The sequence below is a fragment of the Paenibacillus bovis genome, assembly GCF_001421015.2.
Lineage (GTDB): Bacteria > Bacillota > Bacilli > Paenibacillales > Paenibacillaceae > Saccharibacillus > Saccharibacillus bovis.
The window spans coordinates 920,001-946,944 of record NZ_CP013023.1; the positions used below are offsets into that span (position 1 = coordinate 920,001).

The following is a 26,944-nucleotide window of genomic DNA, read 5'->3' on the forward strand; positions in this document are numbered from 1 at the left end:
GGTTCAAATCCTGTCCCCGCAATAGCTTTGGAACCGTGGTGTAGGGGTTAACATGCCTGCCTGTCACGCAGGAGATCGCGGGTTCAAATCCCGTCGGTTCCGCCATTTTTTCTAGGTTATTCATTAGTGAATACATAGTGGAATGACATTGATAGCCAGATTGGTTATCAATATTGTTTTTTAAAGAAGTAATTTAGTTGTTTGCGGACGTGGCTCAGCGGTAGAGCATCGCCTTGCCAAGGCGAGGGTCGCGGGTTCGATTCCCGTCGTCCGCTCCAATATGCGCCCTTAGCTCAGCTGGATAGAGCGTTTGACTACGAATCAAAAGGTCAGGAGTTCGAATCTCTTAGGGCGCGCCATTTTTACTACTGTATATCGGGATGTAGCTCAGCTTGGTAGAGCACCTGGTTTGGGACCAGGGGGTCGCATGTTCAAATCGTGTCATCCCGATTAAATACCTGTAATGGGCTAGAATTGTTCTATGACATTACGGTACAGAAACGCCTTTGCTTTATTCTCGTATCTTTGGATATCTGAGAATGATAGCAAAGGTGTTTTTTCTATTTCTACCTGCGATCTGATATATAAAATTTACTGTCTGATACACGGTCTGATATATTAAAAAATCTAGTGTTGATATCCAATCCTATTGAATGGAGATATAGTAAAAAGATTGGATAGAGATACAGTAAAAAGACTTGATAAAGCGTAAAAGCCAATCCGTTGTTTAGTCATGGATTGGCTTTTGCTGTATCTATTGTCTCTGTTTTACTGATCATACCAGTCAACATCAGAAAATCAAATAGGGTTGTTGAAAGAATAAGATAGGGATTATTGAAATGAGACATTAACGTTTGAGAAGATAAAATACGGGTTCCTGTAATGAGAAATCAATCGCTGTAATTAAGATATTGCTTGCTGTAATAAGATCCTGCTTGTTGTAATAAGAGCTTGCTTGCTGAGAAGATAATGATGGCTGATATACCATACTGACTGCTGAATGAGATGTTGATTACTAATATAAAATGGTAGTGAGTAAGCAGATATTATTTTGAAGATTCATATTATTTGAAGATGCGTATTATTTGACAATTTGTATTAGATAGAAAAGGGAATAATCGTATACAGTGTAGCATAGAAGTTCGCTTTTATTTGGCACTGGCTTTTTTGTTGCGACGTACAAACCAGATAATCATGCCAATGCCTGCTATAGCAATAACCGCATAAGCAATATTGGAGTAAATATCCATAAAGTTGGTGATAGAATGCCAGTTCTCTCCCAGAGCAGCACCGACGGTAACCAGCACGGTATTCCAAATTACTGTACCGATTGTAGTAAACAGCAGAAATAATCCGAATTTCATATTGGACATGCCTGCAGGGATAGAGATCAGGCTGCGGACCAGTGGGATCATCCGGCAAAAGAGAACGGTCCAGTATCCATATTTGTCAAACCAGGCATCTGCGCGGTGAACATCTTCTTTTTTGATACGCAGAATATGTCCCCAGCGATCGATAATTTTCTCCAGACGCGCGACGTCAAGTGCACGGCCTATACCATATAAAATGACTGCGCCTGCTACAGAACCGATTGTAGCGGCAATGATAACGCCGATTACGGTTAGAGAAGAGTTGGTAGTCATAAAGCCGCCGAATGGAAGTACAATTTCTGACGGGATCGGTGGAAACACATTTTCGAGAGCGATAATAAGGGCTATTCCGATATATCCATATTCCTCCATAAAACTTGTGATCCAGTTTTGCAAAATAAACCTCCTTTAATATCATCACATAGGGCATTGATTATTTGCTGCGTTTATGTAATAATATACATTTGTGTAATAATTGGCTTGTTTAGAATATACAATATAAGAGAAGCGCATGCAAAATTTAAGTTTTGCATGCGCTTTTTTTGGTATTTATTCATACACATAAAGATTGATTCATATACATATAAGGTAGAAAGTCAATATTCCACGTTACCATTCAACATCATTTAAAGTTTATCATGTAGCTCTAGCCTATCTTCTTGGGATAAGTCATCCGGAAGCAATGGCAGTATGATGGTGATAGTAGTTCCTGTACCATATTCGCTTTCGATACGGAGCTGTCCATTATGAAGGCGGACAATTTCTTTGCTGATCGCGAGTCCGAGTCCGCTGCCGGACATTTTGGAGCGGCCTTTGTAAAAACGTTCTCCGATCTTGTCCATATCTTCCGGGGGGATACCTTCTCCATAATCCTGGACAGTAATGTGTACCTTTCTCGCCTGCCGCACAGCGGTCAGTTGTACTATTCCATTCTGTTTGGAGAATTTAATAGCATTATCGATCAGATTCACGAATACTTGCTTGAGCCGATTCAAATCGGCTTCTATCGGCAGCGTTTCCTGGGTCAGGTCCGCCTGGAGTGTAACATTGCGTTTATTGCCGGTATAGCTGTATTGAAGCTCTACTTCCCGGAGCAGCTTGTGCAGATCGGTAACTGTGCGGCGCAACTGGATTTCACCTGCCTGGTATTTGGAGAAGTCGAGCAGATCCTCTACCAGACCAATCAACCGGTCTGTCTCTCCGTTGATCACTTCGAGCCCCAGCAGGGACTCTTCTTCGTCTTCCAGTCCGCCAACAACCAGTGTCTCGCCCCAGCCTTTGATAGAGGTAAGAGGCGTGCGCAACTCGTGGGAGACTGTGGAGATAAAGTCATTTTTCATCTTCTCGTTTTTGGAGAGTTCTTCATTCATATGGTTTAGTGAATCGGCAAGTGTACCGACTTCGTCATCGTATTGGCGAACAGCTCTGGCGGAGAAATCGCCTGTAGCCATTTGGCGGGAAATGACGGTCAGTTCTTTGACCGGATCAATAATTCTTCGTGCAATAATCAGGCTAAAGGCAAATCCCAGGACAATAACGGCTATCCCGATAACAATCGCCCAGCCGATCAGTATGAATACAGCCTTGTACAGCGGTTCTGTAGAGACAGAAAAGCGCAGCACCCCGATCACCTGGCCGGAGCTGGTAAGCGGGCTGGATACAGCCATAATTCGCTGCTCAAAAAGTGGCGAGAATCCGGTATAGTTACCGATTCCTCCTTGCAGCGCTGTCTGTACGTCCTCGGTATCAATATGCTCGGAGGAAGAAAATCCGTATGAATCGATGACAGTCTGGCCTTCCATGTTCAATACTTCGACCCGGCTGTTCTCATTGGCCACCAGATTCTCCAAAATATATCGTGCCCGGTCGACCAGCGGATACCCATCCATAAACTGATTGGAAAAGGTCGTGGCCGTTACGGCGCGTGACTGCATGATCTGCCTTGCACTGCTGAAGTAATATGAGTACACCGCAAAAGCAAATACAGCTTCCAGCAGCAGAACGATAGCGAGCAGCAGCATGCCTATCTGGAATAGCAGTCTGGCTTTAATTCCTTTCATGATGCGTATCCTTCCTCCATAGATAACCGTATCCCCATACGGTCTCTATATATTCGGGATGTGCATCGTCTTTTTCGATTTTTTGACGGATGCGGCGAATATTCACGTCGACTGTCTTCATATCACCGGTAAAAAAATTGCCCCACACTTCATTCAGGATGTCATCACGGTGCACGGCCTTGTTGGGATTCTCCATAAGCAGTCGGAGGATATCGAATTCCTTGGGCGTCAAAAGAATCGTCTGCTCGCCACGCATCAGTTTACGCTGATCGAGCAGCAGCTGAAATGGATGACTGACTAGTACATGTTCTTCCGGAATCTCTTCAGCTGGGCGAAGACGCCGATACAACGAGTTCAATCTGGCAACAAGTTCTCCAGGGCTGAAAGGTTTGACAATATAGTCGTCGGCACCCAGATCCAGTCCGTGAATCTTGTCATTCTCCTGTCCTCTGGCAGTCAGCATAATGATGCCTATCCGGGAATTGAGCCTACGCAGGGAAGAGCATACTTCCAATCCGCTGATTCCTGGCAGCATCACATCGAGCACAGCCATATCAATATCCGAATGAGTATGGATAGTCATCAGCGCATCTTCACCGGTTGCGGCTTCGACAACGTCAAAGCCGGCGCGTTTGAGATTGATTCGTACAAAATCACGAATCGGTTTTTCGTCTTCAAGTATGAGCACTTTCACTTACTGCGCCTCCTTTCCCGGAATGATTCCGGTATTGCCTGCCAGCAGCAGAACTTCCGATACATTCAGCCGCAGCTGCTTGTACTGCTGAAGCGCTTCTCCTGTGAGATGGCTGCTTTGATTGGGCAGTAGAGCAACACTAACCTGTGCAGTAGTGCCTGTCATCGCTGCACTGATATGTTTTAATACTACATAGGCTTCTTTCTGCTTTTTGAGCTTTTCTTCGAGCTTTTTCCAGTCTGACTGTGGAATCTGCCGCAGAACAAGCAGATCAGCCGAAGACTGTCCATTTCTCGGATATATAAAATGAATTTCATTCTGCGGATTGATCGGATCGTCCGAAAGATGAATACGATAATGCCCCTGCCAGCGATCCGGAATACGGAAATCATAACCCCATTGTTCAAACCGATCTTGTATAAAGGTCAGATGTCGATCTCCATCCCATTGATAGTACGTACTAATATAGGGTACGACCAGCGGCGCCATATTTCCTGTACCGGGTGGTATGGTTAGCAGCACTGTCTCGGTAATTCCATCGCGGTTCACATCTTTGCTCTCTGTTGGATATTCGGTGGCAGATACTTTATCCATATGAACCGGAGCAGTACTGTCATCCGGTTTGCTCAATGGAAGAGGCTTCCGTTCGGCAAGTGCATCCGATACAGAACCCGAAGAGGTCAGAATATTTGCTAACGTGTGATGATTCCATACAAGCAGGGCCGTATAAGCAGAGTGGGTTCCTGCCGGTATACTCAAAAACAATCCATTACGATTGTTGGCTGCAGCTCGCCTCATCTGCATGCTGTTAATCATTCCATCTATATTACGTGCAGCCAGCTTGGTAATCTTGCCGTCTTGGCTGCCAAATAGAAGGAGCTGTGAATTAATTTCTGCAGGAGTCTGAGAATTCGTTACATTCTCAAAGGGAGGAACGAGAGCAATTTGTGACAGGCCGCTGCCGTCCATATCTCCTACAGCTATAAGATCGTAGGTACGATTAAATACCTGGGAAGCTTTGAAATTACTGTAGGAGTATACATACAGTTCTTTGGGCAGTCCGTTTCCTCCACCTGCAAATCCAAGCAGCAGATAGGGAGATTTCTGGCTGGCTACCGGAAGAATCCCGACATAGTCGATATTCAATCCACTATGTGTAATGAGATCGGATTGTTCCCATACTCCGTTTTGCTGATGCAAAATGAGCACGTTAATCTCATAATCCAGCTGGCTTTTTTTATAAAAGGCGATCAATTCCTGCTGTCCGTCTCCATCCAGATCGGCGAGGCGAATAGCGCTGCCCTGATCATAGGAAGCAGGTATGGTCAGCCGATATCCTGCAGGAAGAAAAGGCTGGACGGCTTTGAATAAAGTCTGCTCTTCATTGGTGCGATTGGGAGCATGCAGCAGATCACCGGGAGAGACTATCTGGCTGCATCCGGATATGATTAGAAGGAGCAGGCACAGACTGATTAATTTCATCATTTTCATGGTTTGGCCCCTTTCACCTTTATTATACCTGCGGTCGGGCCGGACTGTCCTCTAACAACGGAAATGAAAGAAGACACAGATATGGTTATTATACAGTTACTGTATTATATCGGTTGCAGACCTGAAAATGAGAATGGCCGAGTACAGGTTATTCCTGTCTCGGTCATATAAGCGGTACTACTCCATCTCATTGTAAAAGCAAGGATAGGCAAAAGAGTTACAGACCGGTTAAGTGACGTGCTCGCCGCATAGCCTATTCTGCCGGAAAGACGCAGTGATCCTTCGCCTAATTAGTAGTTAAGGGGTGAAAGGTGGTAAGATAAAAGTGGCATGTGGAATAGAACTTTGTTTGGTTTAATAATGTACAACTGACTGTATGATGATCAATGGAGGAATCGGATATGATCAAAGCATTTTCCAGACTGGCATTATCAGTGGTAGTCGCTCTCGGTATAGGAGCAGGAACCGTACAGGCCGCTGTTCCCGATATTCAGGTAGTCGTTAATAATTCAACGGTATATGCCGGCGTAGAGCCGTATGTGGAAAAGGGTACCACGATGATACCGATCAAAGCCCTGCAGTACATACCAGGTAATTCAACTATTTGGAATAATACAACACAGACGGTTACAGTCAGTCAGGATGGTACGGTAATCAAGCTCGTGATCGGACAGACAACAGCGACGATTGGTGACCGTACCGTGAACCTGCCAGTTGCACCGTCGCTGCGAAGCGGTCGTGCGATGGTACCGCTGCGCTTCCTGGCAGAGGCTGCACAGGCAGCAGTCAGCTGGAATCCGGCAAGCCGTACCGTCTATGTCGCCAAAACGCCGCCACAGCTTATTCAGCAGGCAAATGGAAGCGACCTGGCGCTGGGACGCGAAGCAGCAGTAAGCATGCCGCGCATCAGCAAGCTCAAAAGCTATGCACCGTCGGATGACAGCAATGCAGGATATACGTATTATTTCCCCGAAGGACAAAGCTTCCCGTTCTTCGAACAGCGTGGTGATGTGATCTCTTATTATGAAATGCAGGATAATCACAGTGAACTGGTGTGGACAGCCAAGCTGAACATGAATCAGACGTCAACTTCGCCTATATTCTTCCTGCCGTATGAGATTGCCGCACAGGCAGGCACTACGCCAAGCATAACCGGCCGAGTTGCTTTTTATGATACGCTGCCTGTCACGGGTGCAACCCGTTCGGGTTATATCAGCCCGGCTGCACCATCTACAGGTGCAGGCAGCAATCAGACACCGAGCCGATTTGGCAATATTACCGGAGAAGTCAAAAAGTAAGCTTTATACTCAAACATAGTATTATGATTTGCAGCAAATATTCACAGCAAAATAGATGGATGGCTGTGGAATCCATACAGCATGTACAACAATCCGAACAGTTTTCGTTATACATCTGCCAAGCGGCCGGAGACAGGAGTATATTTTCCTGTATCCGGCCTTTTTTTGAAAAGAAATCAATAGGTAACGGACGGGCTTAACCTTTTTGTAAGAGAAAAGAATATCGAAAAATACTCGGAACAAGTCAGAGATCACAACCAGCATAATACGAAGTCTGCAGAGGCAGAACGGGAGATACATTTTATTTACAGAAAAGTATACGTTTACATTTATAAAAGATGAATATATTAAAATTTTACCAATACCTAAAAAAAGTACAAATGATAACGCTATCATTTTGAGGAGAACCAACGATATCACAAATCCGTACAAAGATATTCCTAACCGGAGAACAGAGCGTGATGATAAGATAAATCCATAAACAAGCAAACGCTTTCAAATTGACGAGACACAACGTTCAGGCATTGCATGAAAGCCGTAATGCTTCCATACCAGCGCATTCCTGTACGGAATAACGCGGTATACAGATGCACATCATACAAAGAGCAGGGGTTGAACAGAATGAAAAAATTGATGTTCCTTTTACTGGCAAGCGTACTGTTATTGTCCGCATGTTCCGGCGGTGGCGGTAACGCAAGCTCTGACCCGGGTAAAAAAGAAATTACGGTCTGGGCATGGGATCCGAACTTTAACATTGCCGCGCTGAACCTGGCAAAAGAGAAATATATGGCGGCACATCCTGATGTGAAGATTAATATCGTGGAAAATGCACAAGCTGATATCGTGCAAAAACTTAACACAGGTCTTAACTCCGGTACAACCAAAGGATTGCCAAACATTGTACTGATCGAGGATTATCGCTCCCAGGGATTCCTGCAAGCGTATCCAGACGCTTTCCGTGATATGTCTTCTTCTATCAAAGCAGCTGACTTTGCGGATTACAAAGCAGGTCCTACCAGCTATGAAGGCAAGCAATACGGCGTACCTTTTGACTCTGGTGTAACCGGTCTGTATGTACGTACGGATTACCTGGAACAAGCAGGCTACAAAGTAGCTGATCTGCAAAATATCGATTGGGATCAATTTATCGAAATCGGTAAAAAAGTAAAAGCGGCAACAGGCAAAGACATGCTGACACAGGATCCAAATGACCTTGGTCTGATCCGCTCCATGATTCAGTCTGCAGGCAGCTGGTACCTGAAAGAAGACGGTAAAACTCCTAATATCGCAGGTAACGAAGCTCTGAAAAAAGCTCTGGAAACCTACAAAGCGATGTATGATGCAAATATCGTTAAAGCGAATTCCGACTGGAGCCAATTCCTGGCTGCATTCAACAGCGGCGCGGTTGCTTCCGTACCTACAGGTAACTGGATCACACCATCCGTCAAAGCTGAAGCTTCACAATCCGGTAAATGGGCAGTTGTTCCATTCCCGGTACTGAAAGGCGTACCTAACTCTGTACATGCGTCCAACATTGGTGGTGCTTCCTGGTATGTTATGAACGTAGACGGACAGGACACTGCAGCTGATTTCCTGAAATCCACATTCGGTTCGGATAAAGATCTGTACCAGGAAATGCTGACCAAAATCGGTATCATCGGTACACTGAAAACCTCTTCCGAGAACGAAGCTTATGACAAACCGGACGAGTTCTTCGGTGGACAAAAAGTATACGCTGATTTTGCAAAATGGACAAAAGAAGTACCTAACGTCAACTACGGTCTGCATACGTATGCTATCGAAGACATCATGACGGTAGAAGTACAAAACTATCTGAGCGGCAGCAAAGATGTAGATACAATGATGAAAGATGTACAGGCACAGGCTGAAGCCCAGCTGAAATAATTCATCAACAGCATGAATGAATCAGGAGATAAAACCTTGGGCTTAAACGTTCAAGGTTTTATTTTTCCTTATAGACAGATTTATGGATAGCGTGTAACCCGCAGGTAAGCAAACCATACAGATAAGGCAAACCGGCGATATGAGGGAGATGAGACGATATGAAAACAGCAGATCCTGCTCTGAATACAGGCAAAAAAACGACTCGCGCCCGGATGGGCAATCGTGTAAGAGAAGGCATAACGGGCTGGACGTTCGTAGGAATTGCCGCATTACTGATTTTTATTTTCTTCTTCTATCCAATGATCCAGGCACTGATTCTGTCTTTCCAGACAGGAACAGGCATGAATTTGAAATTTAACGGCTTTGATAACTATACGCGTCTGTTTACAGACAGCATGTTCCTCACAGCCGTCAAAAATACATTCATTTATCTGATTTTCCAGGTTCCGCTTATGGTTATTCTGGCACTGTTCATCTCGGTGCTGCTGAATGACAAAAACCTGAAATTCAAAGGATTTTTCCGTACGGCGATCTTCCTGCCGTGTATTACATCGCTCGTTGCTTATGCAGTCGTATTCAAATATCTGTTCTCTTCGGATGGACTGGTAAATGCGATGCTGCTCAACCTGCATCTCACGAATACCCCTATCGACTGGATTACTGATCCATTCTGGGCCAAAGTAACGATCATTATCGCTATTACATGGCGTTGGACCGGTTATAACATGATCTTCTATCTGTCCGGTCTGCAAAATATCGACAGTTCTATTTATGAAGCAGCCCGTATCGATGGTGCTTCGGCAATTCGTCAGTTCTTTAGCATCACGGTACCACTGCTCAAGCCGATCATTCTGTTCACATCGATCACATCCACGATCGGTACACTGCAGCTGTTCGATGAAGTCGTGAATATCACCAAGGGTGGACCGGGTAATGCGACCACGAGTATCTCGCAGTATATCTATAACCTGTCCTTTGAATATTCGCCGGACTTTGGTTACGCGGCAACCGTATCGTATTCGATCGTTATTATGATTATTATTCTTTCCTTTATCCAGTTCAAAGTGGCAGGTGAGCGCAATGGCTAAAACAAAATTAACATTTACGTATCTGTTCCTGATCGTTGCTGCATTTGTCTCGATCTTCCCGTTCTTCTGGATGATCGTCAGCTCGACCAACCTGTCTGTAGAAGTAACCGGAGGCAAGCTGCTGCCGGGTGCACATCTAATCGATAACCTGACCAAACTGACCGAATCCGTGGATATCTGGAATGCGATGTGGAATTCCGCCAAAATCGCAGTATCCACGACTATTCTGGCGATGCTGATCGCTTCGCTGGCCGGTTATGGATTTGAAGTATATCGCAGTAAAGCCAAAGACATTGTCTTCAATATTCTGCTGCTGTCCATGATGATTCCGTTCGCAGCCCTGATGGTACCGCTGTACCGGATGTTTGGACAAATCACCAACTTTATTCCGTTTATCGGAATTGATACGCCGGCAGCAGTCGTTATTCCAACGATGACTACCGCGTTCCTGATCTTCTTTTTCCGCCAAAGCACCAAGATGTTCCCGAAAGATCTGCTGGAAGCCGGACGTATGGATGGACTGAGCGAGCTGGGATTGTTCTTCCGCGTATACATGCCAACGATGAAAACATCCTATGCTGCCGCCGCAATTATTACGTTTATGTCCAGCTGGAACAACTATCTGTGGCCGCTCGTTATCCTGCAGACACCAGAGAACCAGACGATCCCACTGCTGATCTCCAATCTGGGCTCCAGTTACTCACCGGATTACGGCGTGATCATGATCGCAATCGTGATCTCTACGCTGCCAACAGCGCTTGTGTTCTTCCTGATGCAGAAGCACTTTGTGGCAGGTATGGTAGGATCGGTCAAATAAAACCGTTTGACTGCATATTGAAATGCACGTAAATAGTGCTTGGGTTCATTCGGATAAAGGATAAACCGGAATATCATTACAATGAATCCAAAGTGTTGTTGTCACGATGAGCTTGAAATGTCGTCATGATAAATCTCAATTGTTATTACAAAGGGTCGGATATGTACGATTTCCTGTGAAAAGGAAAATATCCGGCCCTTTACTGTGAGTATCTTACAGGGTACATTTTTGCAGATTTTCGCGGACTATTTTGTTTTGTATAACATATATAAGAATGTGGAAATAGAGTATGTGCGATTTTATCATATTAAAAACACGTAACGCAGACACATATAATAAAAATGAATGTAATAAATAGACTGGAGTGATGATAATGAGCAAGACAGAAACAGAATTGATGCAGGACCGAGTAACTTCTCCTTCACTGGATTGGCTGAGTGATACGAGTGTATTTGCAGTAAACCGTCTGTGGGCATATTCGGATCATAAATATTATGCGACTCTCGCCGAGGCGCAGACGCGTGGAGCGATGGCTTGGCGTCATAGTCTGAATGGCAGCTGGAAGTTTAATTATGCGGTGAATCCGGCCAGTCGTCCGCAGGGGTTTTATGAGCAGGACTTTGCCTGTGCAGGCTGGGGCGATATTCAGGTACCCGGACATATCCAGACGCAGGGCTATGGACAGATGCAGTATGTGAATACAATGTATCCGTGGGACGGTCAGGAGAATCTGCGTCCGCCAATGATTTCGCAGGAGTCCAATCCGGTAGGCAGCTATGTGAAGCATTTTTATTTGCCGGAAAATATGAAGAGCGAGCAGCCTGTCTATATTTCTTTCCAGGGTGTGGAATCGGCATTCTATGTATGGTTGAACGGGCAGTTTGTCGGTTACAGCGAGGATAGCTTTACACCGTCGGACTTTGATCTGACTCCATACATACAGGAGGGTGAAAACAAACTGGCTGTAGAAGTGTACCAGCGCAGTACAGGGGCATGGCTGGAAGATCAGGATTTCTGGCGCTTCTCCGGTATATTCCGTGATGTGTATCTGTACACGGTGCCGGAAGTGCATGTACGCGATCTGCATGTAAATGCCGGTCTGGACGATCAGTATACCGAGGGACAGCTGGATGTGAAGCTGACACTCGAACAGGGACAATCTTTTAACGGAGCACGCGCTGCGCTAGAGCTGCATGACCGTGCAGGACAAATCGTCTGCTCCGGTGAAGTTACATTCGCAGATGCTTCTGGAAAGGCGCGGGCTTCTTTCCAAGCGAAGCTGGAGACGGTAACTGCCTGGAGCGCAGAGCACCCTTATCTGTATACACTCTACATCACGGTATACAATGCAGCTGGTGAAGTGGTTGAGGTCATTCCGCAGCGCGTAGGATTCCGCCGATTCGAAATGATCAACAAAGTAATGCATCTGAACGGCAAGCGAATCGTCTTCAAAGGTGTAAACCGCCACGAATTCAACTGCCGTACCGGACGTGCAGTAACGGAAGAAGATATGCTGTGGGATATCCGTACGATCAAGCAGAATAATATGAATGCAGTACGTACCTCGCATTATCCGAACCAGACGCGCTGGTATGAGCTGTGCGACGAGTACGGCATTTACCTGATTGACGAGATGAATCTGGAGACACACGGTTCCTGGCAAAAGATGGGCGCCGTAGAGCCATCCTGGAATATTCCGGGCAATCTGCCGGAATGGCAGGATATCGTTATGGATCGTGCAATCTCGATGGTAGAACGCGACAAAAACCATCCTTCCATCCTGATCTGGTCCTGTGGTAACGAATCCTATGCCGGTCAGGTGATCCTGAATGTAGCCGATTATTTCCGGGAAAAAGATCCGACACGCCTCGTTCATTATGAAGGTGTATTCCATAACCGGGATTACGATGCAACCAGTGATATGGAGAGCCGAATGTATGCCAAGCCTGCCGATATCGAGGAATACCTGAACAGCAATCCTTCCAAACCGTATATCAGCTGCGAATATATGCATGCGATGGGCAACTCGGTCGGCGGTATGCACAAATACACCGAGCTGGAGAACAAGTACGAGATGTACCAGGGCGGATTTATCTGGGATTATATCGATCAGGCTGTTATGAAAAAAAATCGCTATGGCGTGGAGTATCTGGCTTATGGTGGAGACTATGACGACCGTGCGACCGATTACGGATTCTGTACGGATGGAATCGTATATGCGGATCGCAAAGTGTCTCCAAAAATGCAGGAAGTCAAATTCCTGTACCAGAACATCAAGCTGATTCCGGATCAAAATGGAGTCAAAGTGGTCAATGAGAATCTGTTCGAAGGAACAGAGGCGTACCAGCTGCTCTACCGTCTGAACCGTAATGGCGTTCAGGTATATGAAATGGTGCTGGATGTACAGGTAGCTGCTGGTCAGGAAGGCTATATAGAGGTGAAAATGCCGGATGTCTCCGGACAACCGGGCGAATACGCGATCCACGCGTCGCTAATCCTGAAAGCAGACGAGCTGTGGGCAGAAGCGGGATATGAAGTATCCTTTGGCGAGTATGTATTTGTGGTAGAAGGCGAGCAGGCAGCACCTGTATCCGCCGGAGCGATGCATGTAGCCGAAGGTGATGTGAATATCGGTGTTCACGGCAATGGCTACAGCATTATGTTCTCCAAAGGAGCAGGCAGTCTGACTTCCCTGCGCTACGGTGGACGGGAATATATCGCTGCACCGCCGGTACCGATGTTCTGGCGCGCAACGACCGACAATGACAAAGGCACAGCCCAAGGGTACACTTCCGGAGCATGGCTGGCTGCGAGTCTGGCACGCCGCTGTACTCATGTGGAGCTTCAGCAGGAACAGGACCATGTAACAGTGACGTTCCAGTATATGTTCAGCATCCATACCGATGTACGCATGACAACAGCCTACACCGTGCATTCGGACGGAAGTCTGCAGGTCAAATCGCGTTATACCGGTGCTGCCGGACTGCCAAATCTGCCGATCGTGGCACTGTCCTTCAAAATTCCGGCCGATTATCATCATCTGGACTGGTATGCGATGGGACCGGACGAGAATTATATTGACCGTGCGTTTGGTGCGAGACTTGTACATTTCCGCAATGATGCAGCCGATAATGTATCCGGTTATGTGGTTCCTCAGGAATCAGGTAACCGTACAGGCGTACGCCGGGTTGATATTATGAATGACGAGCAGTATGGTCTGCGTCTGACCGCTCCGGCTTCTGCACCGGTAGAATGTAATATTTCGCCGTATACAGCGCTGGAACTGGAAAGTGCAGCCCATGTCTACGAGCTGCCGGAAGTCCATTATACAGTGGTTACGGTAGCTGGCAAGCAAATGGGTGTTGGCGGTGACGATAGCTGGGGAGCACCAGTACACGAAGAGTATCAGATTCCAGCAGATCAGGAGCTGGAGTTCGAATTTACGATTCGCAATCTCCGGCCGTAAGTAATATCGCAAACTGTATGAATATACAAAAGCCGCTGAAGTAGAAATCATTGCTTCAGCGGCTTTTTCTTAAACATAGACTGCAAAACAGTGGCTAGGCGCAATTCTTATTTTAGTAAAATGAAGGCGATAACCCTATTTATTACATCATTTGACAAATTTAAAATTTTATTTTATAGTTAATCTGTTCGTTCTATTCCTAAATTGATTGGTGGTGAATATAAGAATCATATAATGTAAAATAATACATATTTATTCAAAACATACAGAATAGGAGCAATGACAAATATGCGTAACTTTATGACTACAATCAAATTCACCATGCTGGCAGCGATGCTGTCCACTATTTTCTGCTTGCCGGTATTTACTACACAGGCTTCGGCAGCAACAACCCACACACCGGTTCTTTTTGTTCATGGACTGGGAGGGTCGTCCAGCAACTTTATGTACATCAAGAGCTATCTGCTGAGCCAGGGCTGGTCGCAAGATGAGCTGTACTCGATCGATCTGCCAAGCAAGAACGGTACACAGGTTATGAATGCACCGGCTATCCGTAGCATGGTGGATGATATCCTCGCCAGAACAGGCAGCTCCAAAGTGAACATTATCGCTCACAGTATGGGCGGGGCGAACAGCCTGTACTATATTCTTAACTATGGCGGCGCAGAGAAAGTCGACAAACTGATCACGCTGGGCGGCGCCAACCGTCTCACAACAGGTACTGCACCAGCAGGTATCGATATGACTTCGATCTACAGCATTAATGACCAGATCGTCAGCAACTACCTGTCTATCGTGGATGGTGCGAACAATATTCGCATCGCTGGCGTATATCATGTAGGGCTGATCTTCAACTCTTATGTGAACAGTCTGGTACTGAACGCTCTGCAAGAATAGGAATGATTACGACTGCTTTTGGTATAGATCATGCATAGGCTATAGATGATCTATAGCCTATAGGTCATCCGCGATACCGACATCTATGATGATCGTACAGCCAGGCCGCTGGTCAGGGGAAACCCTTGACTGGCGGCTTTTTGCTGTCCATACTATTCGTCAAAGGAGGTGCGGATCATGACCCATATGATATTTTACCGTCATCCCGATTTGCCTTTTCTCGAAGCCAAGCATTGTCTGGCAGACGATCTGGCCTATCACAAGCATTTTCATGAAGAGTATTCGGTGGGATTGATCGAACAGGGGCAGACCAATGCATGGTGTGACGGCACAACGATGCTGGTGGAGGAAGGGCGGATGATCAGCTTTCCGCCTCAGATGCTGCATGCATGCCATCCGGATCAGGGACTGGACTGGCAGTATAAAATGCTGTTTATCCAGCCGCAGTGGCTGCAGGGGTTGGAACAGCGTGAGCTGGAGGCTGTCCATATTCCGTATCTACTGTCTGCCGGCAAAAATGAAGCTTGCCGCCTGCATATTCGTCAGATTATGCAGCAACTCCGACAGCAGGCAGATGCACTGACGATAGAGAGCGGGCTAATCGAACTGCTTCAGACCTTAACCGGCTCAGAATCCGGAGATATCAGTCATGGACGGTCGCATCGCCAGGATCACAAATACATAGGCAGAGTCCGGGAGTATCTGAATGCCCATTTTAACGAAAAAATTACACTGGCACAGCTGGAACAGGAGGTAGGAATCAGCCGCTTCCATCTGATTCGTCTGTTCAAGCAGTGGAATCATCTACCGCCGCATCGTTATCAGAATGTACTGCGTATCAATTATGCCAAAACCGAGCTGGCCCGCCAGCGGCCTATTGCCGATATTGCTGCAGAAGCTGGATTCTATGATCAGAGTCATTTGACACGTCTATTTATCCGGATGGTCGGTGTGACGCCAGGAAAATACAGCCTGTCGGTATAAGGATACCCGGGTCTGGTAGAGAGAGATAATCATGCATGATCCATGGATAGAATATGGCTCTGAGCATGCTGATCAGAAGTATGGAATAGTATGAAATGTGGCAGGATCAACAGAATAGATAATGATTATTTTTCAAATAGCAATTTTGTACAATCCCTTTGTTCCCTTCTCCGATATGCTTGGAAACAAATCAGAAGAAGGGATGGGATACTATGAATACAATAAATACATCAGCACACAGCGAATCCATGGAGAAGCAGCTGGCAGATGCGCTAAAGTCGGTTGCCCGCCGATTGGATATCAAGGAATATATCGATCGTGATCCGGTGATGAACCAACTGCTCAAAAAAGCCGCCGATCGCTATGTTACCGGAGAACAGCGTCAGCAGGCATTACATACAGCCAGGGAGCTGGAAAGCGCAGGATATGCCGTCTCGCTCGAATATATCGGGGAAAATACGCAGAGTGCCGAAGAATGTGAGCAGGCTGTGCAGGAATTGTCTGCGCTGATCCGCGAAGCCGGAGTGGATCGCAAAGGTGCCCGGGTATCCTTTGATCTGTCGCATATCGGGCTGCTGCTGGACACGGAACTGGCGCTGCGTCATCTGTTGGAACTTGCCCAGCAGGCAGAGCCGGTTGGTATAGAGCTGTTTATTAGTATGGAGGAGTCTGCCAAAACCGACCGTATTCTGTCCGTCTATACACGTGCAGTCCGGCAGTATCCGGACAATATCGGTATTACGCTGCAGGCCCAGCTGCACCGGACGCCGGAAGATGCTGTAGCCCAGCTGCCAGCCGGTGCCCGGGTGCGTATCGTCAAAGGCGCTTATCAAGAGCCGGAATCGATCTCTATGCCTCGCTCGGAGGCACTGGATACGCGTTATGTGGAACTGGTGGAGTATGTGCTGCAGCAGGGCTGCCGGGTATCAGTGGCTACACATGATGAAGCACTGATCGACCGGATGCTGGAGATACTGCAGACTGCCGGAGCAGATCGTTATGCAGAGTATGAGCTATTATATGGTATTCGCCCGGAATTAAGCCGGCGTCTACTGGATCGCGGTCAGCCGGTACGCATTTATCTGACATACGGTCATGAATGGTATCTGTATCTGTGCCACCGAATTGCAGAATATCCGCCGAATCTATTCCAGGCTGTAATAGATATACTCAGCGAGGAACAGCCTGATTTTGTACGTTCGTATATCGAAAAGAACTAATTGGTTTATTTTCGAATCGCTAAAAAAGCAGACTGTTTCCCGCGAAGGGACAGCCTGCTTTTTTACATACCTATGATTGATTCCGGTGTATCTATCGATGCTGCGGCAATTACTTGAGTTTCAGCAATTTGACCAGTTTGTCGTGGATAGCTGTATTCTGGTAGTTACCGGTAAATTCTTCGGAGCCCGGGCCCATAGCTGTCAGTGCTACATCGACTGCACTGTGTCCGCCTGTAGTCCAGTCCACATAGAACTGTTCTTTGGAACCAGCGATCGTGAATGGTCCATCTTCCTTGGATTCGCCGTCACCAGACTCATCGTCAGCATCGACTTCCTCGATAACCATACCGCCTGTCTCGTGGTCAGCAGTTACGAGTACAAGAGTATCAGGGTGCTTTTTGGCATAGTCTTTGGCGACTTTGACGGCTTTGTCGAGCTGTTGGCCGGCTTTGATCGTCAATGCGGCATCGTTATCATGCGCCATCTCGTCGGTGCCTTCTTCTTCTACCATCAGGAAGAAGCCTTTATTGTTTTTGGACAGTACGTCCAGTGCTTTGGTAGTCATGTCCGGCAGGGAGACGGTTGGATTGTATTTGTTGCCCAGCTCGTTATGTGCCTGGAACATTTCTTCGTTGGCGAACAGGCCCAGAAGCTTGCCGCTTTTGGAAGCTTTCATCTCGGCAGTATCGGTTACGTAGTCATAGCCCAGCTTTTTGGCGCGTTCTACCAGATTGCCCTGGGTGCCTTTGCTGCCTTCTGACGGATCTTCGGCTGGAGCGTCCGGATGAGCACCAGCGGTTCCTTTTGGATACCAGAAGTCTTCGCCGCCGCCGAGCAGAACGTCGATTTTGCTGTTCTCAATATACTGCTTGGCGATATCGCTCTGGGCAGAACGGTTCTCGACGTGTGCACCAAAAGCAGCGCCTGTCGCATCTGTCACCTGACTGGTCGTTACGACACCTGTAGACATGCCGGCTTTTTTGGCCAGTTCCATTACAGTGGTTACCGGTTTCTTTTTGGCATCCATGCCGATGGCGCCGTTATACGTTTTGACACCAGTCGCAATAGCCGTCGCGGCAGCGGCAGAGTCTGTCACCAGACTGTCGCTGGAGCTGGTACGTACAAGGCCGGATACCGGCATTTTGTCCATCTCCAATGTGCCATTTTTGCCGACAGTAGCGTAGCGGATAGCATTACGACTCGCTTCGCCCATACCATCGCCGATAAACAGGATGACATTTTTGGGAGCTGTTACTTTTTTGGCAGCAGTCGTAGCAGCAGCATCGGCAGTAGTGAAGCCGATAGTAAATAAAGGCACGCTTAATACAGCGGCAGCGCCCAGGGACAGGGCTGCTTTTTTCATGGAAAAGGTATTCAAGATCGTCACACTCCTAATATGTATTCATATGATACATTGATCATATATCCCATTTGTCATATGAAAAACCTTATTTTGTAAACGCAATATAAAATTGCATATTCATATAGCAGACGGAGTTGAATAGATATTAGCAGGATACACATACCCGGAAAGATCACTGGAGGCAGTGTTCCTTCCGGGTATGGTAGTATGTCGGCAGGATTTATGAATAGCTTGTATTCTGCGTATTGGCTATATTGCTGCTCAATCACTGTGCTAGCCGTATTTTAGTAATACGTTATTAATCATACGCTAGTAGCGATACTTGATTGCTGCTCTGGCAATCAGTCTATCTCAACTGTAAATGCGGCTGCCGCCTGCTTTGAATTCCTGCGACTTTTCCTGCATCGCCTGTTCGACCTGCGTATCACCATACTGATCACGGATATCCTGGGTAATTTTCATGCTGCAGAATTTGGGACCACACATAGAGCAGAAATGAGCGCTTTTGGCCCCTTCGGCAGGCAGCGTCTCGTCATGGTAACTCATAGCACGTTCCGGATCGAGAGAGAGGTGGAACTGATCCCGCCAGCGGAACTCGAACCGTGCTCTCGACAGGGCATCATCCCGCTTGCGCGCCTGCGGATGGCCTTTGGCGAGGTCGGCGGCATGGGCGGCAATTTTGTAGGCGATTACGCCTTCTTTGACGTCCTCGCGATTGGGCAGTCCCAGATGCTCCTTGGGTGTAACATAGCAGAGCATCGCGGTACCATACCAGCCGATCATCGCTGCACCGATCGCGGAGGTGATATGGTCATAGCCGGGAGCAATATCGGTCGTTAACGGACCCAGTGTGTAAAAGGGCGCTTCGTCGCATACTTCCAGCTGGCGGTCCATATTTTCCTTGATCAGATGAATCGGCACATGCCCCGGTCCTTCGATCATTACCTGTACATCGTGCTTCCAGGCGATATGGGTCAGCTCACCGAGTGTATCCAGCTCCGCAAACTGGGCTTCGTCGTTCGCATCCGCAATCGATCCGGGACGCAGCCCGTCACCGAGGGAGAAAGTGATATCATAACGCTTCATAATTTCGCAAATCTCTTCGAAATGCGTATATAGAAAATTCTCCCGATGATGCGCCAGACACCATGCTGCCATAATCGATCCGCCCCGACTGACAATGCCGGTCACCCGATTGGCTGTCAGCGGAATATAGCGCAGCAGTACACCGGCATGAATCGTAAAATAATCCACACCTTGCTCGGCCTGCTCGATCAGCGTATCACGGAATACTTCCCAGCTCAGATCTTCCGCCCGGCCATTGACCTTTTCCAGTGCCTGATAAATAGGAACCGTACCTACCGGTACCGGTGAATTGCGAATGATCCATTCCCTTGTTGTATGAATATTTTTGCCGGTAGATAGATCCATGATTGTATCGGCTCCCCAGCGGATCGCCCAGGTCATCTTCTCTACTTCTTCTTCGATCGAGGAAGCGACAGCCGAGTTGCCGATATTGGCATTGATTTTTACATGAAAATGACGACCGATAATCATCGGCTCACTCTCGGGGTGGTTGATATTGGACGGAATGACCGCCCGTCCGGCAGCCACTTCGGAGCGGACAAATTCAGGCTCCATGCCTTCACGCAGGGCGATAAACTCCATCTCCGGCGTAATAATCCCCTGTCGTGCATAATGCAGCTGGGTCACATTGGCGCCAGGCAGTGCCGCCTTCGGCTGCCGATCATTCTGCGGGAATAGTTCGGCACCCTGCCGGGCTTCGCGCTCACTGCTCTGGAATCCGTTATCCTGGGGACGTACATGGCGGCCTTCGTAGTGTACCGTATCCATTCGCTCTGCGATCCAGTTCTGCCGAAGCGGAGCCAGTCCCTGCCGGATATTCACTTCCTGTCCGGGATCGGTATAAGGACCGCTGGAATCATAAATATGCAGCGGTCCATTGGGAACGATCTCTCCGCGAATCTCGCTGTCTGATAAAGCAATCTCGCGTACGGGTACCTGAATATCGGCACGTGAACCCTGAATGTATACTTTACGGCTGCCGGGTAATGGGGTCTGAAAAATAGTCATATAAATAAAAAACCTCCTCACGAATGTAGATATCCGCCAGGAGACGTACTAATACAGGGATGGAAGCACAAAGGGAAGAGGAGACCGTGCGAGCAGATATCTGCGGTACGATGAAGCGTCCAGCAACAGGCATAGAGCGGCCGATTGTGTAGCTCCAGCTCCGGCAGGAGACAAAGAGAGGTTAGCTCCCTGGATGGGGGTACAAAATAGACCGATAATCAGTATCAAAATGCTTCCGCGCAACGAGTACAGGTACATCTGCTGCCTGCGCTCCATGCACATTCCGTAGTCTATTCACCATCTGTTTCGATCTGCCTGCTATCTATGTACATACGCAGATTGACGATTCGTCTACCCGGCCTCCTCCCATGGACAGCACAAAGCCGCCTCCGGGCAGGAAGCGGCAGAAACCGTATCGTCGTATCAACGAAGTCTCAACCACTTTCCTACGCTGGCATGACCCAGATCAGGTTCAAAGGGACCAAAGCAGATGCTTTATCTCAGCCCGTACAGGCGCCCCTAGTGGATACAGTTAACACTATATGTCGATCGGAATATAATTGTCAACTTTTGTTATTTTGAGGAAATGATTGTATATAGTATGGTTGGCAGCCGAATTACGGGTTATTTCGGTCTATAGACGTAGACGATCTAAGCTTAAAGTGGGATGATTATGCATAAATTTAAATATATAATTCCTGTATACATAATTCTTATGATTTTTTGAACTAAAGGAGATGGGGCTATGTCCGCAATGCCTGGCCGAAAATACATTATCATGACCCTGATTATCAATGGATTGATTCCATGGTTGATCTATATTCTGCTCAAACCGTACATGAGCAGTCTTACAGCCCTATCTATTGCGACCGTGGTGCCTCTGCTGGATAATCTGATCCATCTGTACCGGCACCGGAATCTGGATGTATTTGGAAGCATTATGCTGTTTACCTTTGTTCTGTCGCTCGTGATGGTATTGCTCGGAGGCAGCGAGAAGCTGCTGTTGATGCGTGAGTCCTTTATTACAGCCGGGGTAGGAGCGTTGTTTCTGGGATCGTTATTGATGAGAAGACCGCTCATTTATCATATGGTCAGCCGATTCACACCCAATGTAGATGGGGAAAAGAACTGGCAATATCCGTATTTCCGGAACGTTATGCGCAATATGACGCTGATGTGGGGGATCATTCTGGTACTGGAAGCACTGACCAAAATATTCATGATTGCGGAGCTGAGTACAGCGGTAGTTCTGGCATTCTCCAGTGTGGTATCGTATGGATTTATCGGACTGGCGATCCTGCTGACGATCGTCTACCGCCGTCGTTCTGCGACAAGACTTCGGCAGATCAAGCCTCCTGTTTCCTGATCAGCAAATACTGTAGATTTATCAGTTTACAAATCGAACAAAGACCCGGCGCCCATATTATGGGTTACGGGTCTTTGTTTGATAACAGGCATGTAATTTGGTAACACGTATATAGTCTGGGATATCTTCTCCCCTTTTCTAGAGGCGATCAGCTGCCAACCAGGCAGGCTAATACGCAGACAGCCGCCCGATATACCAGGCCGGGAAAAGATATTGCCAAATCCACAGCAGCTTCTATCCAGTGACTTCGTGACCAAGCATCGTTTGTTGATTTTACCTGGGTATTCATTTGGTATCCTCCTGATTCTGCCAGTATAAAATACAGAGCGAGTTGTAGTTCTTTTACCTATACGTGGGAAATTATGGAACGTCGCATAGGGCTAATTTATCTGTATATTCCAGAAAAGCCAGCAGATACGGTCCGGTATCAGGAATATAGATTAACTATGCATAGGCAGTATAAATACTCTGGTCGATCTGTTTCATAACAGGTCTTTTTGCTGCCCATGTACCAACAGATCCCTGCTTTGCCGAGCGATCCGTAAGGGTCTTGCATAACTATATCTATGCACTTCAGGGTTGAACAACCGTATGCAATTTGGGCTGCAGCAATGATTTGAGGTGCACACAGGCTTTTGTCTGTAAAAGAGGTTGTGTCTGGTGAATGGTCTGCCGGGTATGTCATAATCGAAGAAGCGATAAACGGACTATTATGGTCACGATCAAAGGAGAAACTTCATGAGCCAGAACCCATCCATTTCGTGGATAGAATCTACCCAATCGATTACCGTAGAAAGTGTGTTGGTTGCAGATACAAAAGGCAGCTTTGTGACACGCGCGTTGCCGGAGATTCCGGTCGAGCTGGCCGGAATTCCAGGCGATCGGCATTATGGACTGCTGCGCCGTGCAGATGCTCGTCAGAAAATATACAAACGCGGCACAATGATTGCGAATCGCCGCCAGATCAGTATCGTTTCCTACGAAGAATGTCTGGAGATTGCGCAGCGTATGAATCTGCCGGAGATACGGCCGGAGTGGCTTGGTGCCAATCTGATGATACGCGGACTGGAGCAGCTGACCCTGCTGCCTGCAGGAGCAAGGCTGTTATTTCCAGATGGAACCGGTCTGATCTGTGAAGGGGAAAATGTACCCTGCCGCAAGCCTGCCAAAATGATAGAAAGTATCCTCGAACAGCCAGGAGTGGCTTCCCGGTTTATGCCAGCCGCCAAAAAACGTCGCGGTATCGTCTGCTCGGTAGAGCGGGAAGGTATGATTCGCCAGGGAGATACTATACAGATCATCACCGCCCATTTATGAGGCGTGGTGATGATCCTGAAACGGAAACTATTGCACGGCAAAACAGGCTGAATCAACCAGCCGGACAGGAGGAAGCCCATGAGTACTGAATTTAATCTGCCTGCTATTCAGCGATGGTGCGGCCAAACTGCCTACAACAAAGGAATGGCTTATTATCGTTCGGGAAAGGTGTCTTTTACCCGTTACGATGATCATCGGAGACAATATGAAGCTAGCGTGCAGATTCGGGCGAATCAGCAGGAGCAGGTGCATTTGCATTTTGATGAAGCAGGCAAGGCACATGCGCATTGTACCTGCCCATCGCTGGCTTCCTATACCGCCTACTGCCAGCATGTGGCAGCGGTGATGATTCATGTCTATGAGTCGGGAGAGCTGGGCATGCCGCCGCTTTTGCATACCGCAGGCTCTGTAGGAGCAGCAGTCAATCCGGAGCCGGACAAGCTGCCGGTTCCTGCCGACGAGGGCAAAGACAACCAGCTGGCCGAGGAACTACTCAGTCTGTTCACAAGCCCGCCCAGACGACCTGGCGGCCGAAGAACCTACTTTGAGACTCGTACGGCATTGCAGGTGGAATGGATCTGCCGACCTGTTGCTTATGGCAATGGACAATACCGGCTTGGTCTGGAAATGAAAGCAGGACTGAAGCGTCCTTATGTTGTGCAGCATATTCATGAATTTCTGGAATGTGTGCGCAGCCGGAGAAGCTACGTATTCTCGGCACGATTCACCTATGATCCGGAGCTGCATAGCTTTAGCCGGGAAGATGATGAAGTTATCCGGCAGCTGCTGCTGATTCAGCGCGATGAACAGCCGGATCAGTCGATAGACCAATGGGCAGGGAAAGGTAAAAGTAGCCGCCGTTCGGCGCCTGGTGTAGCAGGTCAGCCCAACCAGCGAATGCTGATCATCCCGGTATCCCATTGGCCCCATCTGCTGCAGGCGATTGGGCATGCACCAGTCGCCCGGCTGGAATATCAGGAGCAGACGTTTGAAGGTATCACCCATCATTTGGGACCACTGCCGCTGTATTTTGAACTGGATCTTCTGAATGAGGGAAAAGAGCCAGGAGCGACTGCGAGCCAGCTACCTGCGTCCTCCCGCGGTCGCTTTGCAGTGGATACGATGTATCAGCTGCGTGTAGAGGGGATTCAGCAGATGATCGTGCTGGAATCGTATGGAATGGTTATGTATAACGGTGAATTTATCTCGCTCAATGAAGAGGATTGCCGCCGGTTAAGCGGACTGCAGCAGCTGCTGGCAGCTTCGAATACTGAGCAGCACCGGCTTCTTATTCCACCGGAGCAGCTGGAATCGCTGGTACAGCAGGTTATTCCGGGACTCACCCGACTGGGTAATGTCCAGATGACCCGCCGGGTATCGGAGATTGTCGTACAGACCCCGCTGCAGGCAAGACTGTATCTCGACCGTGTACGCGACCGGCTGCTGGCAGGTTTGGAGTTCCAATATGGCGACGTCATTATTAATCCGCTGAATCCTACACCGGCACAGGAGGACGAACGAATCCTGCTGCGTGATGGCGAAAAAGAAGAAGAAATTCTGAAGCTGATGGACGAAGCTTCTTTTGCTGCTACCGAGGGCGGTTATTTCCTCACCGATGAAGAGGCGGAGTATGAGTTCCTGTATCATATCGTCCCCCGTCTGGAGCAGCTGGTCAAGATCTATGCCACTTCTGTAGTGAAATCGAGAATCCAGGACCCGCTCGCTGCGCCGCGCATTACTGTGCACACGGATTCCCGTCATGACTGGCTGGAATTCAAATTTGAACTGGATGGTATTCCGGAATCGGCTATTATCCAGGTGCTCAAATCGCTGCAGGAGCAGCGCCGATATTATCGTCTGCCTACAGGAGCCTTTTTGCCGCTGGAAGACGAGCAGTTTCGGCAGGCAGCTGACTTTATCCGCCGTACGGGTATGGCACTGCCTCCTGATGAACAAGCCCTCGAAGACGGAGTACTGTTTCGCATCCCGGTTATCCATGGACTGGAAGCGCTCGATGCCGCAGATCAGAATGAAGTGTTTTGCTTTGACCGTTCGGTAAGAAAACTGCTGGAAAGTATCCGCCATCCCGATCTGTATGATGCGCCTGTTCCGCCATCGCTGGCACCGATTCTGCGGGATTATCAGCAGTATGGCTATCAATGGCTGCGGACGCTGGCGCATTATGGATTTGGCGGTATTCTGGCAGATGATATGGGGCTGGGCAAGACGCTGCAAAGTATTACTTTTATCGCTTCGGTATTATCGGAGATTCGCAGTAGCGGCGAGCCGGCAATTATTGTGGCGCCTGCTTCGCTAACGTACAACTGGCAGTATGAATTCCGCCGCTTTGCGCCCGATATTCGTACGACGATTATCGATGGCAGCCGAATGCAGCGTCAGCAGCAGTGGCAGGAGATCCATCGCTCGGACAATAGTGGATTGGAGTCAGATGTTATTATTACGTCCTATCCACTGCTGCGCCGGGATATGGAATATGCCGGGCAGGGTTCATTTCATACGATGATTCTGGATGAAGCGCAGTCTTTCAAAAATGCACTCACCCAGACGGCCCGTGCGGTCAAGCAGATTCAGGCACGACACCGATTTGCGCTGACCGGTACACCTATCGAAAATTCCATCTATGAACTGTGGTCGATTATGCATGTGATTATGCCAGGACTGCTCGGTACGCGCAAGGAATTTGCCGATCTGGAAGCTCGCACGATTGCCAAGCGGGTCCGTCCATTTATACTGAGACGGATGAAATCAGACGTATTAAAAGAATTACCGGACAAGCTGGAGACGACGCATGTATCCGAGCTGCTGCCCGAACAGAAAAAAATCTATGCCGCTTATCTGGCACAGCTGCAGCAGGATGCCCTGGAGCATCTGTATGAGAAAAATTTTGCTGAATACCAGATTCGTATACTGGCCGGCCTCACCCGTCTGCGCCAGATCTGCTGTCATCCCGGTCTATTTGTACAGGATTATGAAGGAGGCTCTGCCAAACTGGCACAGCTGCTGGAGATTGTGAACGATTACCGGGATGCCGGCAAACGAATACTCGTCTTCTCCCAGTTTACAGGCATGTTATCCCGTATTCGCGAAGAACTGCGTCAGTACAATGTGCCTTATTTTTATCTGGATGGGTCTACGCCTTCAGCAGAGCGGGTGGAATTGTGCCGAAGATTTAACGAAGGAGAGCAGGATGTGTTCCTGATTTCACTCAAAGCGGGAGGAACCGGACTGAATCTGACGGGAGCCGATACGGTAATACTGTATGACCTGTGGTGGAATCCGGCTGTAGAGGAACAGGCGGCTGACCGGGCACACCGGATGGGGCAACAGAATCGGGTGCAGGTCATTCGCATGGTAGCCAGAGGAACGGTAGAGGAGAAAATGCTGGAATTGCAGCAGAGCAAAAAAGATTTGATCGACGAAATTATCCAACCCGGTCAAAGTGCAACGCCTGTGCTGACCGAGCAGGATATCCGGGAACTACTGATGATTTAGT

General features: G+C 48.0%; 17 protein-coding genes, 5 tRNA genes and 1 riboswitch (1 of these 23 running past the window's edge). Of the genes, 16 read left to right on the plus strand and 6 right to left on the minus strand.

Annotated features, from left to right (window positions below):
* From AR543_RS03995 to AR543_RS04015, 5 genes are all read left to right on the plus strand, one after another.
* Positions 1-22 (plus strand) — tRNA-Met (locus AR543_RS03995) (it extends 52 nt beyond the left edge of the window).
* 7 nt (positions 23-29) lie between these two features.
* A tRNA-Asp gene (locus tag AR543_RS04000) sits at positions 30-105 on the plus strand.
* Between the two features lie 98 nt (positions 106-203).
* Positions 204-278 (plus strand) — tRNA-Gly (locus AR543_RS04005).
* Between the two features lie 4 nt (positions 279-282).
* Positions 283-359, plus strand: a tRNA-Arg gene (locus tag AR543_RS04010).
* 17 nt (positions 360-376) lie between these two features.
* Positions 377-450 (plus strand) — tRNA-Pro (locus tag AR543_RS04015).
* A gap of 698 nt (positions 451-1,148) precedes the next feature.
* On the opposite strand, the gene AR543_RS04020 is transcribed toward AR543_RS04015, so the two are convergent.
* The 4 genes from AR543_RS04020 to AR543_RS04035 all read right to left on the minus strand — a co-directional run bounded on the left by AR543_RS04020 (position 1,149) and on the right by AR543_RS04035 (position 5,615).
* Positions 1,149-1,766: a DedA family protein gene (locus AR543_RS04020; protein WP_060532024.1), complete on the minus strand. Its 618-nt coding sequence runs from the start codon at positions 1,764-1,766 to the stop codon at positions 1,149-1,151.
* 230 nt (positions 1,767-1,996) lie between these two features.
* Positions 1,997-3,430 (minus strand): sensor histidine kinase, encoded by a 1,434-nt coding sequence (locus tag AR543_RS04025; RefSeq protein ID WP_060532026.1) that lies wholly within the window; start codon positions 3,428-3,430, stop codon positions 1,997-1,999.
* Positions 3,417-4,124: a response regulator transcription factor gene (locus AR543_RS04030; RefSeq protein WP_060532028.1), complete on the minus strand. Its 708-nt coding sequence runs from the start codon at positions 4,122-4,124 to the stop codon at positions 3,417-3,419. Before AR543_RS04030 ends, AR543_RS04025 begins: the two co-directional genes overlap by 14 nt.
* On the minus strand, positions 4,125-5,615 hold the full coding sequence (locus AR543_RS04035) for a hypothetical protein (protein ID WP_060532030.1): 1,491 nt from the start codon (positions 5,613-5,615) through the stop codon (positions 4,125-4,127). It lies immediately after the preceding gene.
* Positions 5,616-6,016: 401 nt separating this feature from the next.
* Here AR543_RS04035 and AR543_RS04040 point away from each other — a divergent pair, with 401 nt between their 5' ends.
* From AR543_RS04040 to AR543_RS04075, 8 genes are all read left to right on the plus strand, one after another.
* Positions 6,017-6,913 carry a copper amine oxidase N-terminal domain-containing protein gene (locus AR543_RS04040; protein ID WP_060532032.1) on the plus strand — a complete coding sequence of 299 codons (897 nt, stop codon included), beginning with the start codon at positions 6,017-6,019 and terminating at the stop codon, positions 6,911-6,913.
* Positions 6,914-7,534: 621 nt separating this feature from the next.
* Positions 7,535-8,818, plus strand: a complete 1,284-nt coding sequence (locus tag AR543_RS04045) for an ABC transporter substrate-binding protein (RefSeq protein ID WP_060532034.1) — start codon at positions 7,535-7,537, stop codon at positions 8,816-8,818.
* A gap of 158 nt (positions 8,819-8,976) precedes the next feature.
* A complete protein-coding gene (locus tag AR543_RS04050) occupies positions 8,977-9,906 on the plus strand; it encodes a carbohydrate ABC transporter permease (protein WP_060532036.1) in 930 nt (309 codons plus the stop codon).
* The gene (locus tag AR543_RS04055; RefSeq protein ID WP_060532038.1) at positions 9,899-10,723 is read left to right on the plus strand and encodes a carbohydrate ABC transporter permease; all 825 of its coding nucleotides are present in this window, start codon (positions 9,899-9,901) and stop codon (positions 10,721-10,723) included. The genes AR543_RS04050 and AR543_RS04055 overlap by 8 nt, the downstream gene beginning before the upstream one ends.
* A gap of 373 nt (positions 10,724-11,096) precedes the next feature.
* The gene (gene lacZ, locus AR543_RS04060; RefSeq protein WP_227871829.1) at positions 11,097-14,189 is read left to right on the plus strand and encodes a beta-galactosidase, LacZ type; all 3,093 of its coding nucleotides are present in this window, start codon (positions 11,097-11,099) and stop codon (positions 14,187-14,189) included.
* A 288-nt stretch (positions 14,190-14,477) separates the two neighbouring features.
* The gene (locus AR543_RS04065; protein WP_087071245.1) at positions 14,478-15,086 is read left to right on the plus strand and encodes an esterase/lipase family protein; all 609 of its coding nucleotides are present in this window, start codon (positions 14,478-14,480) and stop codon (positions 15,084-15,086) included.
* Between the two features lie 177 nt (positions 15,087-15,263).
* Positions 15,264-16,070: a helix-turn-helix transcriptional regulator gene (locus tag AR543_RS04070; protein ID WP_060532044.1), complete on the plus strand. Its 807-nt coding sequence runs from the start codon at positions 15,264-15,266 to the stop codon at positions 16,068-16,070.
* Positions 16,071-16,282: 212 nt separating this feature from the next.
* A complete protein-coding gene (locus tag AR543_RS04075) occupies positions 16,283-17,290 on the plus strand; it encodes a proline dehydrogenase family protein (RefSeq protein WP_060532045.1) in 1,008 nt (335 codons plus the stop codon).
* Between the two features lie 109 nt (positions 17,291-17,399).
* Here the strand turns inward: AR543_RS04075 and AR543_RS04080 are convergent, their stop codons facing one another.
* Complete coding sequence (locus AR543_RS04080) at positions 17,400-18,653, minus strand: alkaline phosphatase (RefSeq protein ID WP_060536624.1); 1,254 nt, start codon at positions 18,651-18,653, stop codon at positions 17,400-17,402.
* A 351-nt stretch (positions 18,654-19,004) separates the two neighbouring features.
* Positions 19,005-20,747 carry a phosphomethylpyrimidine synthase ThiC gene (gene thiC, locus AR543_RS04085; protein WP_145953887.1) on the minus strand — a complete coding sequence of 581 codons (1,743 nt, stop codon included), beginning with the start codon at positions 20,745-20,747 and terminating at the stop codon, positions 19,005-19,007.
* Positions 20,748-21,173: 426 nt separating this feature from the next.
* Positions 21,174-21,278, minus strand: a riboswitch (TPP riboswitch).
* A gap of 214 nt (positions 21,279-21,492) precedes the next feature.
* Here thiC and AR543_RS04090 point away from each other — a divergent pair.
* The 3 genes from AR543_RS04090 (at position 21,493) to AR543_RS04100 (ending at position 26,943) form a co-directional block, all read left to right on the plus strand.
* Complete coding sequence (locus AR543_RS04090) at positions 21,493-22,113, plus strand: VC0807 family protein (RefSeq protein ID WP_174703726.1); 621 nt, start codon at positions 21,493-21,495, stop codon at positions 22,111-22,113.
* Between the two features lie 738 nt (positions 22,114-22,851).
* A complete protein-coding gene (locus AR543_RS04095; protein ID WP_060532047.1) occupies positions 22,852-23,430 on the plus strand; it encodes an MOSC domain-containing protein in 579 nt (192 codons plus the stop codon).
* A 78-nt stretch (positions 23,431-23,508) separates the two neighbouring features.
* Positions 23,509-26,943: a DEAD/DEAH box helicase gene (locus AR543_RS04100; RefSeq protein ID WP_060532048.1), complete on the plus strand. Its 3,435-nt coding sequence runs from the start codon at positions 23,509-23,511 to the stop codon at positions 26,941-26,943.
* Position 26,944 lies beyond the last annotated feature (1 nt).